Origin of the sequence: Simplicispira sp., assembly GCF_028687295.1 — a bacterium.
In the GTDB taxonomy this organism is placed as follows: domain Bacteria; phylum Pseudomonadota; class Gammaproteobacteria; order Burkholderiales; family Burkholderiaceae_C; genus Simplicispira; species Simplicispira metamorpha.
In genome coordinates this window covers 1-15,767 of the sequence record NZ_JAQUAL010000070.1, presented here as the reverse complement: position 1 = coordinate 15,767, position 15,767 = coordinate 1, and the positions used below count along the sequence as shown (strand labels likewise).

Sequence of the window (15,767 nt, the reverse complement as noted above, 5' to 3'; positions counted from 1 at the left end):
CCCTACCAGATAGACCACCACGAGCTGACCATGGCCCCCTCCATGGGCATTGCGCTGTACCCCGAGGATGGCACCGACTTCGACACCCTGAACCAGGCCGCTGACGTGGCCATGTACCGCGCCAAACTGGTAGGGCGCAACACGTACAGCTTTTTCACCCCCGAAATGCGGGCCCAGTCGGTGCGCGCGCTGCAACTGGAAAACGCCCTGCGCCGCGCTCTGGAGCGCGACCAGTTCACGCTGCACTACCAGCCCCAGGTCTGCATCACCACCGGCCAGCTCACCGGGGTCGAGGCACTGCTGCGCTGGCAGCACCCGGAGCTGGGCCAGGTATCGCCCGCAGAGTTCATTCCGGTGGCCGAAGACTGCGGACAAATCTTGCCGATTGGCGAATGGGTGTTGCGCCAGGCACTGGTACAGCTGCGGGTGTGGCGCAACCAGGGCTTTGCCCTGAAAACCATGGCAGTCAACCTGTCGGCCGTGCAGTTTCGCCAGCCGCAACTGCCCGAAATCATCAAACGCACACTGGCAGAAACCGGCCTGGAACCCGGCTGCCTGGAACTGGAGCTGACCGAAGGGGTGGCCATGGACGACCCACGCGCTGCCATCGCCACCATGGACCAACTGCACGCTTGCGGCATTCGGCTGTCCATGGACGACTTTGGCACGGGCTACTCATCGCTCAGCCAGCTCAAGCGCTTTCCGATTTACAAGCTCAAGATCGACCAGTCGTTTGTGCGCGATCTGGACGACGATGCCAACGACCGCGCCATCGTCAGCGCCATCATCCGCATGGCACAGGCCCTGGGCATGCAAACCATCGCCGAAGGGGTGGAAACCATAGGGCAACTGGCCTTTTTGCGTGAGCAGGGCTGCACCGAGGCCCAAGGCTATCACTGCGGCAGGCCACAGCCCGCAGCGCAATTGCAGGCGCTGCTGGCAGCCCAGTTGCTGTGCTGAACCAGAGGGCCTCCACAGGCCCTTGATTACATATAAAAATAGCTTCTAACGCCCGCTCAGTGGGCGCCACCAGCTATTAAATAAATAGCAAAATCAATCAGCCCGTGCCGCTTCGGCCAGGCGCTCGGCGCAGTCGCTGGCCACGGCGGCGTCGCGCGCTTCCACCATGATGCGCAGCAGCGGCTCGGTGCCACTGGGGCGGATCAGCACCCGCCCAGCCTGCCCCAGATCGGCCTCGATCTTCTGGATGGTTTGCGCCAGCCGGGCATTGCCCTTCCAATCCTGGCCGGGGCGCAAGCGCACGTTCAGCAGCACCTGCGGAAACAGGGTCAAGTCGGCCAGCAAATGCGCCAGGCTCTGGCCGCTGCGCACGCAGTATTGCAGCACCTGCAACGCACTGACCAGGCCATCGCCGGTGGTGTGCTTGTCCAGCACCAGCAGGTGGCCCGAGCCCTCGCCGCCCAGCACCCAACGGTGGCGCGCCAGCGCTTCGAGCACATGGCGGTCGCCCACCTTGGCGCGCTCCAACTTGACACCGCGTGCGTGCAAAGCCAGTTCCACGGCCATGTTGGTCATCAGCGTGCCCACTACACCGGGCACGTGCTCATCGCGGCCCATGCGGTCGCAAACCATCAGGTAGAGCAGTTCGTCACCGTTATAGAGGCGCCCAGCAGCATCCACCATTTGCAGGCGATCGGCATCGCCATCGAGGGCAATACCGTAATCGGCATGGTTGGCGCGCACGGCGCGCACCAGCGCATCCGGGTGCGTGGCGCCGACCTCATGGTTGATGTTGAGGCCATCGGGCGCACAGCCAATGGCAATTACCTCGGCACCCAGCTCATGGAACACCTTGGGCGCGATGTGGTAGGCCGCACCGTGGGCTGCATCGACCACGATTTTCAGACCCTTGAGCGTGAGGTCGTGGGGAAAGGTGCTTTTGCAGAACTCGATGTAGCGCCCGGCCGCGTCATCGAGGCGGCGTGTCTTGCCCAGCGAGGCCGAATCCACCCAGACTGGCGCCTCATCGAGCGCTGCCTCTACGGCCAGCTCCCAGGCATCGGGCAGCTTGGAGCCCTGGGCATTGAAAAACTTGATGCCGTTGTCCGGGTAGGCGTTGTGGCTGGCGCTGATGACCACACCCAGGCTGGCACGCTGTGCCCGCGTGAGGTAGGCCACGCCAGGCGTGGGCAAGGGGCCCAGCAACAGCACATCGACACCCGCCGAGTTGAAGCCCGACTCCAGCGCGCTCTCCAGCATGTAGCCCGAAATGCGCGTGTCCTTGCCGATCAGCACCATGGGACGCTCTTCGGTGCGCTTCAACACGCGGCCTACGGCGTGCGCCAGGCGCAGGACAAAGTCAGGGGTGATGGGTGCCTGGCCGACGGTGCCGCGAATGCCGTCGGTGCCAAAGTATTTTTGCGTCATGGGATCGGTGGTGGTGCTTCAAAAAGGTGCCAATGCAGTCTAGCGCAGGCGATGGCAGGCGTCAGGGCGCGGGCGTCTGGGCCGATGCCATGGCGCGCCACACGGCCAGGGCCTGGGCGGTTTCGCGCACGTCATGCACACGCACCACACGGGCACCGTGCTCCACGGCCAGCAGTGCGGCCGCTACGCTGGGCTGCAAGCGCTGGCCCACGTCCAACCCGGTGACGGCGCCCAGCGATGATTTGCGCGACCACCCCGCCAGCACCGGGTAGCCCAGCGCCAGCAACTCGCTTTGGCGGGCCAGCAGGGCAAAGTTCTGCTCCACGGTTTTGCCAAAGCCAATGCCCGGGTCGAGAACAATTCGAGCCTTTTCGACCCCCAAGGCTTGCAGGGCCTGCGCTGAGCGCTCTAAAAATGAGAGCACCTGTGGCAACACACCGCCCGCCATGGGTTGCACCTGCATGGTTTGCGGATCGCCATGCATGTGCATCAGGCAAACGCCACAGCGCGGGTGTTGCGCCACCACCTGCGCGGCACCAGGCTGGCGCAGCGCCCAGATGTCGTTGACGATGTCCGCGCCCAAATCCAGCACCGCCTGCATCACTTCGGGCTTGTAGGTGTCCACCGACACCGGCACGCCCAGGCTGACGGCGCCGCGCACCACGGGCAGCACCCGGGCCAGCTCTTCTTCCAGACCCACGGCGGGGCTGCCCGGGCGGGTGGATTCGCCACCAATATCCAGAATATCGGCACCGTCTTGCAGCAGCTGCTCACACTGGCGCAGCGCGGCGGCGGTGGAAAGATAACGCCCTCCATCGGAGAACGAATCCGGCGTGGCGTTGACAATGCCCATGATCTGCGGACGCGCCAAATCCAGAGTGAAGCGGGAGGTGTGCCAAAGCATGGGCAAGCTTTCAAAAGACAATGGAAAACGGGGCACAAGGCCCCGTCGTGGTGGTGGTCAGTCAGTCAGTGGGCGTTAGGCCACCGTGGGGGCGGGCTCTGAAGCCACCGCAGGCGTACCGCCGCCAGAACCATCGCCACCAGAGGATGGGGTGCGCGGCGTCCAGTCTTTGGGGGGGCGCGGCGCCTTGCCAGCCATGATGTCGTCGAGCTGGTCGGTGTCTATGGTTTCCCACTCCAACAGCGCCTTGGCCATGGCGTGCATCTTGTCGCTGTTTTCTTCGATCAGGCGGCGCGCCAAAGCGTACTGCTCATCGATGATCTTGCGCACCTCGTCATCCACCTTCTTCATGGTGGACTCGCTCATGGTGGTGGTCTTGGTGACCGAGCGGCCCAGGAACACTTCGCCCTCGTTCTCGGCATACACCATAGGGCCCAGCGCATCGGTCATGCCATAGCGCGTCACCATGTCGCGGGCGATGTGCGTGGCACGCTCGAAGTCGTTGCTGGCGCCGGTGGTCATCTGGTGCATGAACACTTCTTCGGCGATGCGACCACCAAACAGCATGCTGATCTGGTTCAGCATGAACTCCTTGTCATAGCTGTAGCGGTCTTGTGAGGGCAGGCTCATGGTCACACCCAACGCACGGCCCCGCGGGATGATAGTGACCTTGTGCACTGGATCGCACTTGGGCAGCAGCTTGCCGATCAATGCGTGGCCGGACTCGTGGTACGCGGTGTTGCGGCGCTCTTCCTCGGGCATGACCATGCTCTTGCGCTCAGGGCCCATGAGGATTTTGTCCTTGGCCTTTTCAAAGTCCTGCATCTCCACAGTGCGGGCGTTGCGGCGCGCGGCCATCAAGGCGGCTTCGTTACACAGGTTGGCCAGGTCAGCACCCGACATGCCGGGCGTACCACGGGCAATGATGCCGGGATTCACGTCCTGACTGACCGGAATTTTGCGCATGTGGACGTTGAGGATCTGCTCACGACCCCGGATGTCGGGCAGCGTGACATACACCTGGCGGTCAAAACGGCCCGGACGCAGCAGCGCGGCGTCCAGAATGTCAGGGCGGTTGGTGGCGGCCACCACGATCACACCCAGGTTGGTTTCGAAGCCGTCCATCTCGACCAGCATCTGGTTCAGCGTTTGCTCACGCTCATCGTTGCCACCGCCCAGACCAGCACCGCGCTGACGGCCCACCGCGTCAATTTCGTCGATGAAGATGATGCAGGGGGCATTTTTTTTGGCGTTCTCGAACATGTCGCGCACGCGGGCTGCACCCACGCCAACGAACATTTCGACAAAATCAGAGCCCGAGATGCTGAAGAACGGCACCTTGGCTTCACCTGCGATGGACTTGGCCAGCAAGGTCTTGCCCGTGCCAGGAGGGCCTACCAGCAGCAAACCACGCGGAATGCGACCACCGAGCTTCTGGAACTTCTGCGGGTCTTTCAGAAAATCGACAACTTCCTTGACTTCTTCCTTGGCCTCATCGCAGCCAGCCACATCGGCAAAGGTGACTGTGTTGTTGTTTTCATCAAGCATGCGCGCTTTGCTCTTGCCAAAGCTGAAGGCACCGCCTTTGCCACCGCCCTGCATCTGGCGCATGAAGTACACCCACACGCCAATCAGCAGCAGCATGGGGCCCCAGCTGACCAGCAAGGTCATGAGCAACGAGCCCTCTTCGCGCGGCTTGACGTCAAACTTGACATTGTTGTTGATCAGGTCGCCCACCAAGCCCCGATCAAGGTAGGTGGCCGTGGTGCGGATTCTGCGGTCATCGTTGGTAACGGCCACGATCTCGGTGCCGCCCTGACCTTCCTGGATGGTGGCACTGCGGATGCGGTTGTTGCGCACCTCGTCCAGAAACTCCGAATAACCGATATGACCCGCAGCAGCGCCAGCACGCGTATCAAACTGCTTGAACACGGTGAAGAGCACCATGGCGATAACGAGCCATACGGCGACTTTTGAAAACCACTGATTATTCAAGCGGGACTCCAGAGAGAGTGCGAAAAGAAGATGACTTAGATATGACCGATTTTAGGCGTTTCAAGCCAAGCGACTGCCGCAATATCCCTTGGCAGCCATGGAAAGAACGCGGTTTTTGTCCGGCAATACGCCAGAAAATCAATCCATCAACAGCATCAAACCGTCTTTTTCAGACCGATACCGACCAAAAAGGTTTCAGAGGATTTGTCACGCGACGCCTTGGGCTTGACGGGCTTGACCAGACGGAAAGTGTCTTTGAACAGCTGCACCAAAGGCGCGTAGGCGCCGCCATGGAACAGCTTCACCACCAGCGCTCCCTCGGGTTTGAGATGCTGGCTGGCAAAATCCACGGCCAGTTCCACCAGGTGCTCAATGCGCGCTGCATCCGTGGCACCAATTCCTGACAGGTTGGGCGCCATGTCTGACACCACCACATCAGCCTGGCGCCCTTGCATGGCCTCTTCGAGCTGCGCCAGCACATCCGGCTCACGAAAATCGCCCTGAATGAACAGCACGCCCTCCACCGGCTCCATGGGCAAAATATCCAGCGAAATAATGGTGCCATTGAGCGTACCGGAAGCTGCCCCCTGGGGCGACAGGCGGCGGCGTACATACTGGCTCCAGGCACCGGGCGTACTACCCAAATCCACCACGATCTGTCCAGGCCGGATCAATCCGAACTGTTCATCAATCTCTTTGAGCTTGTAGGCAGCACGGGCGCGAAACCCTTCCAGTTTGGCCAATTTGACGTAGGTGTCGTTGACATGGTCGTTCAACCAGGCCTTGTTGACCTTCTTGCTTTGGGTTTTGACTTTCATACACGTCCATTGTCTCTCGACAATCGGCCTGACCGATTGCATCGAAGGCTCATTTCGCAAAGCGAAATGAAAGTGCCTTGCTCCGGGCCGCAGACATAATACGGCCCATGCCTCAAATTGAACTGACTCCGGCCGAGCGCCGGGAACAACGCGCTGCCGCCCACCACCTTGCCCCCGTCGTGCTGATTGGCGGCGATGGCCTGACCCCTGGCGTGCGCAAGGAAGTGGACGCTGCCCTCAACGCCCACGGTCTCATCAAGGTGCGCGTCTTCAACGACGACCGCGCCGCCCGCGAACTGATGTACCAGGAACTGGCTGCCGAATTGAACGCTGCCCCCGTACAGCACATTGGCAAGCTGCTGGTACTGTGGCGCCCACAGCCCGACAAGGAACGTGCCGTCGATGAAGACCGCATGCCAGGCCCCAAGGACGTCAAGGTGCTGAAATACAGCAAACGTGGCGGCCAGCGTCCCGAAATCAAAACCCTGCGTGTGCTGGGCAACCAGCGCCTGACACCGGGTGGACAGATCAAACGCGCCAAGAAACGCAAGCCCACTTCCGTCAAGAAACGCCAAGCCGACTGACCCCATGGCCCAGACAGCTACCGTGGCGCAGCAGCGCCATGTGATCTGCATGAAATGGGGCCGCAAATACGGCCCCGAGTACGTCAACCGCCTCTATGCCATGGTGCGCCGCCACCTCAGTGGCGACTTTCATTTCGTCTGCCTGACTGACGACAGCACCGGCATCCGCCCAGAGGTGCAGTGCCTGCCTATCCCTCCCCTGGACTTGCCTGCGGGCATTCCCGAGCGCGGCTGGAACAAGCTGGCCACCTTCAGCGCCGACCTGCACGGGCTGCGCGGCACTGCGCTGTTTCTGGACGTGGACGTGGTGATCACCGGCAGCCTGGATGATTTTTTCACCCAGCCTGGTGCATTTCTCATCATCCACGACTACAAACGGCCTTGGCGCATCACCGGAAACTCTTCGGTGTACCGCTTCGAACTGGGCGCGCACCCGGACGTGCTGGAATACTTTCGCGGCCACTTTGACACCATCCGCCGACAGTTTCGCAACGAGCAGGCCTATTTGTCGGATTTTCTCCACCGGCAAGGCAAGCTGGCGTACTGGCCCACAGCCTGGTGCCCCAGCTTCAAATACCACGGCATACCGCCTTGGCCCAGCAACTACTGGAAGGCCCCTTTTGTGCCGCCCGGCGCCCGGATTGTGATTTTTCACGGCGAATGCAACCCGCCCGATGCCTTGGCTGGACGGCGCAACCGGCGTTTTCGCTTTATCCAGCCCGCCACCTGGGTGGCAGAGCACTGGCACGAGTAACGCCCGCGCCTGCATCTAGCCCCCCGCTATCTCCCACACGGCGGCGCTACGGTGCAGTGCCCCCGGTGGGCGCGGCAGGCGCCTCAGGTCGGGGCAGCGTGCGCCACAGCACTACCAGCGCGCAGCACCACTGAACCAGGTAGAGCACCGTGCCCAGGGTATGCCACAGGCGCAGATCCTGCCGGGCCACGATGCGTGGCGCCACGCCAAACTGTGACACCAGCGCCAGCAGCAATCCACCGACTATAAAAACAATAGCTGCTCGCGCCCATGGATAGGGCGTTACAGACCCCTTTGGCCTTGAAATCATGAGCAGCACCATGCAGCAGGCCACCGACATCCAGGTTTGCGCGGCAAACAGGCGGGCGGCCATCCCGCCCGCCAGCGCAGGGCTGGGCAAATGTGCAAACAACAAGGGCACGACCAGAAACCCGATCGTCGTCAAGCTACCCCACCACAGGGCAGCCACCAGCACAGGCAAGCGCAGCGTCATGGTATTCAAGGCGTGCGCAGCGCTCAGACGTAGCTGACGCCCACGATTTCATAGCGGCGGATGCCACCGGGTGCCTGCACCTCGGCAGTATCGCCCTCTTCCTTGCCGATGAGCGCGCGGGCGATCGGGCTGCTGATGTTGATCAACCCCAGCTTGAGGTCAGCCTCGTCTTCGCCCACGATCTGGTAGGTGACGGCATCGCCAGACTCTTCATCTTCCAGCGCCACAGTGGCGCCAAACACCACACGGCCTTCGGCATCGATGCTGCTGGGGTCAATGATCTGCGCAGCCGACAGTTTGCCCTCGACCTCTTGGATACGGCCTTCGATAAAACCTTGGCGGTCTTTGGCAGCTTCGTACTCGGCGTTTTCGCTCAGGTCGCCCTGGGCACGGGCCTCGGCAATGGCCGCAATCACCGCTGGGCGGTCAACAGTTTTGAGACGGTGCAGCTCCGTTTTGAGCTTTTCAGCACCGCGCTTGGTAATCGGAATGGTGGCCATTTTTTCAGTCTCCACAAACTTCATGCACCGCGCAGGGCACGGCAAAATCCGCGTCGGGCACCCTCACGTGCCATTGCGACGCCCCAAAAGCAAACCGCCGCACGTTGCCGCGCGGCGGTGTTGATTCAGGCAGCAATTATGCCGCCTTTGGCATGGCTCAGGCCACGAGTTGGGCGTGCATTTCCTGTACGGAAATCACATCCAGCTGCTCCATGTGCTGCATACCTTCGACAGCCGCCTCCGCACCAAAAATGGTGGTGAAGGTGGTCACCCGCGCCAGCAACGAGCTGGTACGGATGGCACGCGAGTCAGCGATGGCATTGCGGCGCTCTTCCACCGTGTTGATGACCATGACAATCTCGTTGTTCTTGATCATGTCCACGATGTGCGGACGGCCTTCCGTCACCTTGTTGACCACCTTGACGGGCACACCAGCGGCCTCAATGGCAGCGGCAGTGCCTTTGGTAGCGACCAGCTCAAAGCCCAGGGCCACGAGCTGGCGGGCGATGTCCACGGCACGCGCCTTGTCGGCGTTCTTCACCGTCAGAAACACCTTGCCCGAGGTGGGCAGCTTGGTACCGGCGCCGAGCTGGCTCTTGACGAAGGCTTCACCGAAGGTTTTGCCCACACCCATCACTTCACCGGTGGACTTCATCTCGGGGCCGAGAATGGTGTCCACGCCGGGGAACTTGACGAAGGGGAACACGGCCTCTTTCACGCTGAAATACGGCGGTGTGACTTCCTTGGTGATACCTTGCGATGCCAGCGTCTGCCCGGCCATGCAGCGTGCAGCCACTTTGGCCAGCTGGATGCCCGTGGCCTTGCTGACAAATGGCACCGTGCGCGAGGCACGCGGGTTTACTTCGAGCACGTAAATCACGTCCTGGCCATCCACTTCTTGAATGGCGAACTGCACGTTCATCAGGCCCACCACCGACAGGCCCTCGGCCATGGCCGCCGTTTGGCGCTTGATCTCATCGACCGTGGCCTTGGACAGGTAGTACGGCGGCAGGGAGCAGGCCGAGTCGCCGCTGTGCACGCCAGCCTGCTCGATGTGCTCCATCACGCCACCGATGAAGGTGACGCCAGCCGAATCGCGCACGCAGTCCACATCGCACTCGATGGCGTTGGAGAGGAAGCGGTCCAGCAGCACGGGCGAGTCGTTGCTCACCTTCACGGCTTCGCGCATGTAGCGCTCCAGGTCGCGCTGCTCGTGGACGATTTCCATCGCGCGGCCACCCAGCACATAGCTGGGGCGCACCACCAAGGGGTAGCCCAGGGCAGCGGCTTTTTCCAGCGCATCGGCTTCAGTACGGGCGGTGGCGTTGGGCGGCTGCTTGAGGTTCAGGTCATGCAGCAGCTTTTGGAAACGCTCGCGGTCTTCGGCAGCATCGATCATGTCGGGGCTGGTGCCGATGATTGGCACGCCTTCGGCCTCCAGGCCCAGCGCCAGCTTCAGCGGGGTCTGGCCGCCGTACTGCACGATGACGCCCACGGGCTTTTCCTTGTCCACGATTTCCAGCACATCTTCCAGCGTGACCGGCTCGAAATACAGGCGGTCCGAGGTGTCGTAGTCGGTGGACACCGTTTCAGGGTTGCAGTTGACCATGATGGTTTCGTAACCGTCTTCGCGCATGGCCAAAGCGGCGTGCACGCAGCAGTAGTCAAACTCGATACCCTGGCCAATGCGGTTGGGGCCACCGCCCAGCACCATGATCTTTTTCTTGTCGGTGGGTTCGGCCTCGCACTCGTCCTCATAGGTCGAGTACAGGTAGGCCGTATCGGTAGCAAACTCGGCAGCGCAGGTGTCCACGCGCTTGTACACGGGGCGCACGTTCAGGGCGCGGCGCTGGTCGCGCACGGCCTTTTCAGTGGTTTTGAGCAGCTTGGCCAGGCGGCGATCCGAAAAGCCCTTTTGCTTGAGCGTGCGCAGCGTGGTGGCATCCAGTGCCGCCAGTGCGCCCTCGCCTTTGTCGGCGGCGAGTTGGTCAATGTCCAGCTCAATCTTCACGATCTGCTCGATCTGCACCAGGAACCAGCGGTCGATTTTGGTCAGCTCGAATACTTCGTCCACCGACAGGCCCATGGCAAACGCATCACCCACGTACCAGATGCGCTCAGGGCCGGGTTCGCCCAGCTCGCGCTCCAGCACTTCGCGGTCTTGCGTTTTTTCGTTCATGCCGTCCACGCCCACTTCCAGGCCGCGCAGGGCTTTCTGGAAGGATTCCTGGAAGGTACGGCCCATGGCCATGACCTCACCGACAGACTTCATCTGCGTGGTCAGGCGGCTGTCGGCGGTGGGGAACTTCTCAAAGGCAAAACGCGGAATCTTGGTGACCACGTAGTCAATGGAAGGCTCGAACGACGCTGGCGTGGCACCACCCGTGATGTCGTTGCGCAGCTCGTCCAGCGTATAGCCCACGGCCAGTTTGGCCGCCACCTTGGCAATCGGGAAACCCGTGGCCTTGGAAGCCAGCGCCGAGGAGCGCGAGACGCGCGGGTTCATCTCGATCACGACCATGCGGCCGTCCTTGGGGTTGATCGAGAACTGCACGTTGGAGCCGCCCGTGTCCACACCGATCTCGCGCAGCACCGCCAGGCTGGCATTGCGCATGACCTGGTATTCCTTGTCGGTCAGGGTCTGCGCAGGAGCCACAGTGATCGAGTCACCGGTGTGTACGCCCATGGGGTCGAGGTTTTCGATCGAGCAGATGATGATGCAGTTGTCCGCCTTGTCGCGCACCACTTCCATCTCGTACTCTTTCCAGCCCAGCAGCGACTCTTCGATCAGCAGCTCGTTGGTGGGCGAGGCCTCCAGGCCGCGCTTGCAGATGGTTTCAAACTCTTCGGGGTTGTAGGCAATGCCGCCACCCGTGCCGCCCAGCGTGAAGCTGGGGCGGATCACGGTGGGAAAACCCATTTCCTTTTGCACGGCCCAGGCTTCGTCCATGCTGTGGGCGATGCCAGAGCGCGCCGAGCCCAGACCAATTTTGGTCATGGCATCTTTGAACTTCAGGCGGTCTTCGGCCTTGTCGATGGCCTCGGGCGTGGCACCGATCAGTTCCACCTTGTACTTGTCGAGCACGCCGTGGTGCCACAGGTCGAGCGCGCAATTCAGCGCAGTCTGGCCGCCCATGGTGGGCAAGATGGCATCGGGGCGCTCTTTGGCGATGATCTTCTCGACCGTCTGCCAAGTGATGGGCTCGATGTAGGTGACGTCGGCGGTGGCCGGGTCGGTCATGATCGTGGCAGGGTTGCTGTTGATCAGGATGACCTTGTAGCCCTCTTCGCGCAGCGCCTTGCAGGCTTGCACGCCCGAGTAGTCGAACTCGCAGGCCTGGCCAATGATGATGGGGCCCGCGCCGATGATGAGGACGCTTTTGATGTCTGTGCGCTTTGGCATTATTTCTTCTCCTGGGCCGTGGCCATCAGGGCCGTGAAGCGGTCAAACAGGTAGGCAATGTCGTGCGGGCCGGGCGATGCTTCAGGGTGGCCCTGAAAGCTGAACGCGGGTTGGTCGGTGTGGGCCAGGCCCTGCAACGTGCCATCAAACAGGCTCACATGCGTGGCGCGCAGGTGGGCGGGCAGCGAGTCTTTGTCTACCGCAAAACCGTGGTTCTGGCTGGTGATGCTGACGCGCCCCGTGTCCAGGTCTTTGACCGGGTGGTTGGCACCGTGGTGGCCATGGCCCATCTTGAAGGTCTTGGCACCAGCGGCCAGCGCCATGATCTGGTGGCCCAGACAAATACCGAAGGTGGGAATGCCTGTGGCCACCAGCTCGCGTGCAGCGGCAATGGCGTAGTCGCAAGGCTGCGGGTCGCCGGGGCCGTTGGACAGGAAGACGCCGTCGGGTTGCAATGCCAGCACCTGCGCCGCAGGTGTTTGCGCGGGCACCACGGTGACTTTGCAGCCACGCTCGGCCAGCATGCGCAGGATGTTGAACTTGATGCCGAAGTCGTAAGCCACCACGTGAAAACGCGGTGCAGCTTGTTCACCGTAGCCGCTGCCCAGCTTCCACTCGGTCTGGTTCCAGACGTAGGACTGCTGCGTGGACACCACCTTGGCCAAGTCCAGGCCCACCATGGCGGGCGCCGTGCGCGCAGCCGCCAGGGCCTGGTCGATATGCGCTTGCGACACGGCCTGGCCCGCAGGCAGGCCCAGGATGCAGCCGTTTTGCGCCCCTTTGGCACGCAGCAGGCGCGTGAGCTGGCGGGTGTCGATGTTGGCAATGGCCACCGTGTTCTCGCGCACCAGGTACTGCGAGAGCGTTTCAGTGGAGCGGAAGTTGCTGGCGAGCAAGGGCAGGTCTTTGATGATCAAACCTGCGGCATGGACTTTATGGGCTTCGACGTCCTCGGTATTGACCCCATAGTTGCCAATGTGCGGATACGTGAGCGTCACGATCTGCTGGCAGTAGCTGGGGTCAGTGAGGACTTCCTGGTAGCCGGTCATGGCGGTGTTGAACACCACCTCGCCGACGGTGGTGCCGGTGGCACCAATCGAATTGCCGATAAAGACCGTGCCGTCTGCGAGCGCCAGAATGGCGGGCGGGAAATTTCCCTGTAGAGACAAAAGCACTGGGTTCTCCGGGTTGGTTACGGTTACGCCCAGCGGAGCAAGAGAGAAGTCTCTTGCAAAAGCTTTTGTGGGATTAGGCTTGAAGCTGCGCTAGGCGTATGAGGGTGCGGGAAAGCCGCCCATTATAGCCAGCGGCAGCCGCCTGGCGCCGCCTTCACCCGGGAAAACCCGGGTTCCCAGTGGGACTGCGCTGGCTCTCAAACGGCGCTGATGGCGCTGGCGTGCAGACAAATCGCCGCCGCCGCCGCCACGTTGAGCGACTCCTCGCCCCCTGGCTGGCCAATGCGCACCGCCCGCTGTGCGCGCGCGGCCACGGCCTGGCCCACGCCCTGCCCTTCGTGGCCCATGGCCCAGGCGCAAGGCCAGGGCAGGCGCTGCTGCTGGATCAAATCGCCCTGGTGCGAGCTGGTGACGATGAGCGGCACTTGCAGGGCATCGAGCAGCGCGGGCTCGGCGGACTCGATCAGGCACAGGCCAAAGTGCGCGCCCATGCCCGCGCGCAGCACCTTGGGCGCCCACAGCGCTGCCGTGCCTTTGAGCGCCAGCACCTGGCCAAAGCCAAAAGCCGCCGCGCTGCGCAAAATCGACCCTACATTGCCCGCGTCCTGCACCCGGTCGAGCACCACCGTGGCCGCATCGGGCAGCAGCGCAGGCGGCGCGGGCAGTTCCACCACGTAGCCCATTTGCGCGGGCGACTCCAGGCCGCTGATGTCGGCGAACAGGGCATCGGCCAGAACTATGATTTTGATAGCTGTTTGCGCATACTGGGCGGGCGCCTGAGGCCAAAAAGACTCTGAAAAAACAGCCACTGCGGGCACCAGGCCACGCGCCAGCGCAGCGCGGCACAGGTGGTCGCCCTCCAGCCACACCCGGCCCTGCTTGCGGTAGGCCGTGCTGTCTTGGGCCAGACGGCGCAGGTCTTTGACGAAAGCGTTGTCGCGCGACTGGATATGGGTGATGGGGGCAGATGTCATGCGGGGCTCTCGTGCCGGTGTAAAAGCTGCGCCACGGGCGCGAAGGTGCTGCGGTGCAGCGGGCTAGCGCCGTGCGCGCGCAGTGCGGCCAGGTGGGCTGCCGTGCCGTAGCCCTTGTGCCCGGCAAAACCGTATTCAGGGTACTGGGCATGCACCTGCGCGCACCAGCGGTCGCGGTGCACCTTGGCCAGGATGGAGGCCGCCGAAATGGCGGGCACCAGCGCATCGCCCTTGACAATGGCTTCGGCGGGCACATCGATCACGGGCAGCCGGTTGCCATCGACCAGCACCATCACCGGCTTGAGTCGCAGGCCCAGCACCGCGCGGCGCATGGCCAGGAGCGTGGCTTGCAGGATGTTGAGGCGGTCAATTTCTTCGACGCTGGCTTCGGCAATGCTGCAACACAGCGCTTTGGCACGGATTTCATCGAACAGCGCCTCGCGCCGGGCGGCGGTGAGCTTTTTGGAGTCGGCCAGGCCGGCAATCGGGTGCAGGTCGTCGAGGATGACGGCAGCGGCCACCACCGGCCCGGCCAGCGGGCCCCGGCCCGCCTCGTCCACTCCAGCGATCAGACCCGGTGGGTGCCATTGCAGGCAATGCTGTTCAGGCAGTGAGAACTTTGCGGATCGCATCGGCGGCCAATTGGGGGGTGTTGCGCCGCAGGCTGTGGTGCAGCGCGGCAAAGCGCTGGTGCAGCGCGGAAATACGTTCAGGCTGGTGCTGTCGGGCAGCAAACCAGTCAAGCACAGCGGCGCTCAAGGCCTGCGGCGTGGCGGCATCCTGGAGCAGTTCGGGCACGACGAAATCGCCGCACAGGATATTGGGCAGTCCCACCCAGGGTTGCAATTGCTTGCGCCGCATCAGGCGCCAGCTCCAGGGGTGCATGCGGTAGCTGATGACCATGGGGCGCTTGAACAGCGCGGCCTCCAGCGTGGCCGTGCCACTGGCAATCAGCGTCACGTCACAGGCGGCCAGCACGGTGTGCGACTGCCCGGCCACGATGGTCAGGGCATCGCCCAGGCCGCAGTCGTGCGCCATGCGCTTGAGGCGCTCATGCAATGCGGGCACCGCAGGGACTATCATTTTGATAGCTGGAAGCGCGTGCCGAATAAGGGCTGCAGCCTGAAAAAATCCTGGTGCGATGTACTGCACCTCGGCAGAACGGCTGCCCGGCAAAATGGCCAGCACCGGCTCGCCCTCGGCCAGGCCCAGGCGGGCGCGGGCGGCTGTGCGGTCAGGCTCCAAAGGAATCACGCCCGCCAGCGGGTGGCCAACGTAAGTGGCGGCAATGCCGTGGCCTGCCAGCAGCTCGGGCTCGAACGGGAAGATGCACAGCACATGGTCGGCTGCGCGGCGTATCTTCTCGATGCGCTCGGCACGCCAGGCCCAGATGGACGGGCAGACGAAATGCACGGTCTTGATGCCCGAAGCACGCAGGTCCGCTTCCAGGCCCAGGTTGAAGTCGGGCGCATCGACGCCGATGAACACGTCGGGCTTGTCTTGCAGCAGGCGCGCGCGCAGCTTTTTGCGGATACCGATGATTTCAGCCAGGCGACGCAGCAGTTCAAAGCTGTAGCCGTGGACGGCCAGCTTCTCGCTGGGCCACCAGGCGTCAAAGCCGCGCTGGGCCATCTGCGCGCCGCCAATGCCGCCGCTGGGCAGGCCCGGCCACAGGTCTTGCAGGCCATCGAGCAGCAAGCCCGCGAGCAGATCGCCCGAGGTCTCGCCCGCCACCATCGCGACGCGGGGGGTGTGGTTTGGCATGGTGCGCTCTCAGCG

14 protein-coding genes are annotated in these 15,767 nt (G+C 62.8%); 3 read left to right on the top strand and 11 right to left on the bottom strand.

The window, feature by feature from the left end:
- Positions 1–960: putative bifunctional diguanylate cyclase/phosphodiesterase (locus tag PHX69_RS09490; protein ID WP_288043484.1), on the top strand; the 960-nt coding region annotated here is incomplete at its 5' end.
- 93 nt (positions 961–1,053) lie between these two features.
- On the opposite strand, the gene glmM is transcribed toward PHX69_RS09490, so the two are convergent.
- From glmM to PHX69_RS09470, 4 genes are all read right to left on the bottom strand, one after another.
- Positions 1,054–2,388, bottom strand: coding sequence for a phosphoglucosamine mutase (gene glmM / locus PHX69_RS09485; protein WP_119012787.1), 1,335 nt, complete (start codon positions 2,386–2,388; stop codon positions 1,054–1,056).
- A gap of 61 nt (positions 2,389–2,449) precedes the next feature.
- Positions 2,450–3,292 (bottom strand): dihydropteroate synthase, encoded by an 843-nt coding sequence (gene folP / locus PHX69_RS09480; protein WP_288043482.1) that lies wholly within the window; start codon positions 3,290–3,292, stop codon positions 2,450–2,452.
- A gap of 75 nt (positions 3,293–3,367) precedes the next feature.
- On the bottom strand, positions 3,368–5,287 hold the full coding sequence (ftsH, locus tag PHX69_RS09475) for an ATP-dependent zinc metalloprotease FtsH (protein WP_119012789.1): 1,920 nt from the start codon (positions 5,285–5,287) through the stop codon (positions 3,368–3,370).
- Positions 5,288–5,442: 155 nt separating this feature from the next.
- The gene (locus PHX69_RS09470) at positions 5,443–6,105 is read right to left on the bottom strand and encodes an RlmE family RNA methyltransferase (RefSeq protein WP_119012790.1); all 663 of its coding nucleotides are present in this window, start codon (positions 6,103–6,105) and stop codon (positions 5,443–5,445) included.
- A 107-nt stretch (positions 6,106–6,212) separates the two neighbouring features.
- On the opposite strand from PHX69_RS09470, the gene PHX69_RS09465 reads away from it, so the two are divergent.
- Positions 6,213–6,689 carry a YhbY family RNA-binding protein gene (locus tag PHX69_RS09465; RefSeq protein WP_119012797.1) on the top strand — a complete coding sequence of 159 codons (477 nt, stop codon included), beginning with the start codon at positions 6,213–6,215 and terminating at the stop codon, positions 6,687–6,689.
- Positions 6,690–6,693: 4 nt separating this feature from the next.
- Entirely contained in the window at positions 6,694–7,443 is a 750-nt protein-coding gene (locus PHX69_RS09460; protein WP_119012798.1) for a glycosyltransferase, read from the top strand.
- A 46-nt stretch (positions 7,444–7,489) separates the two neighbouring features.
- On the opposite strand, the gene PHX69_RS09455 is transcribed toward PHX69_RS09460, so the two are convergent.
- The 7 genes from PHX69_RS09455 to lpxB all read right to left on the bottom strand — a co-directional run bounded on the left by PHX69_RS09455 (position 7,490) and on the right by lpxB (position 15,752).
- Complete coding sequence (locus tag PHX69_RS09455) at positions 7,490–7,936, bottom strand: DUF4149 domain-containing protein (RefSeq protein ID WP_288043480.1); 447 nt, start codon at positions 7,934–7,936, stop codon at positions 7,490–7,492.
- A gap of 23 nt (positions 7,937–7,959) precedes the next feature.
- Positions 7,960–8,436: a transcription elongation factor GreA gene (greA, locus tag PHX69_RS09450; protein WP_119012839.1), complete on the bottom strand. Its 477-nt coding sequence runs from the start codon at positions 8,434–8,436 to the stop codon at positions 7,960–7,962.
- Positions 8,437–8,593: 157 nt separating this feature from the next.
- A complete protein-coding gene (gene carB / locus PHX69_RS09445; protein ID WP_288043478.1) occupies positions 8,594–11,839 on the bottom strand; it encodes a carbamoyl-phosphate synthase large subunit in 3,246 nt (1,081 codons plus the stop codon).
- On the bottom strand, positions 11,839–13,014 hold the full coding sequence (carA, locus tag PHX69_RS09440; RefSeq protein ID WP_288043476.1) for a glutamine-hydrolyzing carbamoyl-phosphate synthase small subunit: 1,176 nt from the start codon (positions 13,012–13,014) through the stop codon (positions 11,839–11,841). Before carA ends, carB begins: the two co-directional genes overlap by 1 nt.
- Positions 13,015–13,211: 197 nt before the next feature.
- On the bottom strand, positions 13,212–13,988 hold the full coding sequence (locus PHX69_RS09435; RefSeq protein ID WP_288043475.1) for a TrmH family RNA methyltransferase: 777 nt from the start codon (positions 13,986–13,988) through the stop codon (positions 13,212–13,214).
- On the bottom strand, positions 13,985–14,620 hold the full coding sequence (gene rnhB, locus PHX69_RS09430) for a ribonuclease HII (RefSeq protein WP_288043473.1): 636 nt from the start codon (positions 14,618–14,620) through the stop codon (positions 13,985–13,987). The genes PHX69_RS09435 and rnhB overlap by 4 nt, the downstream gene beginning before the upstream one ends.
- Positions 14,592–15,752 carry a lipid-A-disaccharide synthase gene (gene lpxB, locus PHX69_RS09425; protein ID WP_288043471.1) on the bottom strand — a complete coding sequence of 387 codons (1,161 nt, stop codon included), beginning with the start codon at positions 15,750–15,752 and terminating at the stop codon, positions 14,592–14,594. The genes rnhB and lpxB overlap by 29 nt, the downstream gene beginning before the upstream one ends.
- Between the last annotated feature and the right edge of the window lie 15 nt (positions 15,753–15,767).

What these genes read in the sequence shown, in the direction of transcription:
- greA (WP_119012839.1), bottom strand. Translation starts at nt 8,436, where the DNA reads ATGGCCACCATTCCGATTACCAAGCGCGGTGCTGAAAAGCTCAAAACG.
- carB (WP_288043478.1), bottom strand. Translation starts at nt 11,839, where the DNA reads ATGCCAAAGCGCACAGACATCAAAAGCGTCCTCATCATCGGCGCGGGC.
- PHX69_RS09470 (WP_119012790.1), bottom strand. Translation starts at nt 6,105, where the DNA reads ATGAAAGTCAAAACCCAAAGCAAGAAGGTCAACAAGGCCTGGTTGAAC.
- PHX69_RS09460 (WP_119012798.1), top strand. Translation starts at nt 6,694, where the DNA reads ATGGCCCAGACAGCTACCGTGGCGCAGCAGCGCCATGTGATCTGCATG.
- rnhB (WP_288043473.1), bottom strand. Translation starts at nt 14,620, where the DNA reads ATGCGATCCGCAAAGTTCTCACTGCCTGAACAGCATTGCCTGCAATGG.
- PHX69_RS09465 (WP_119012797.1), top strand. Translation starts at nt 6,213, where the DNA reads ATGCCTCAAATTGAACTGACTCCGGCCGAGCGCCGGGAACAACGCGCT.
- lpxB (WP_288043471.1), bottom strand. Translation starts at nt 15,752, where the DNA reads ATGCCAAACCACACCCCCCGCGTCGCGATGGTGGCGGGCGAGACCTCG.
- PHX69_RS09435 (WP_288043475.1), bottom strand. Translation starts at nt 13,988, where the DNA reads ATGACATCTGCCCCCATCACCCATATCCAGTCGCGCGACAACGCTTTC.
- folP (WP_288043482.1), bottom strand. Translation starts at nt 3,292, where the DNA reads ATGCTTTGGCACACCTCCCGCTTCACTCTGGATTTGGCGCGTCCGCAG.
- glmM (WP_119012787.1), bottom strand. Translation starts at nt 2,388, where the DNA reads ATGACGCAAAAATACTTTGGCACCGACGGCATTCGCGGCACCGTCGGC.
- PHX69_RS09455 (WP_288043480.1), bottom strand. Translation starts at nt 7,936, where the DNA reads ATGACGCTGCGCTTGCCTGTGCTGGTGGCTGCCCTGTGGTGGGGTAGC.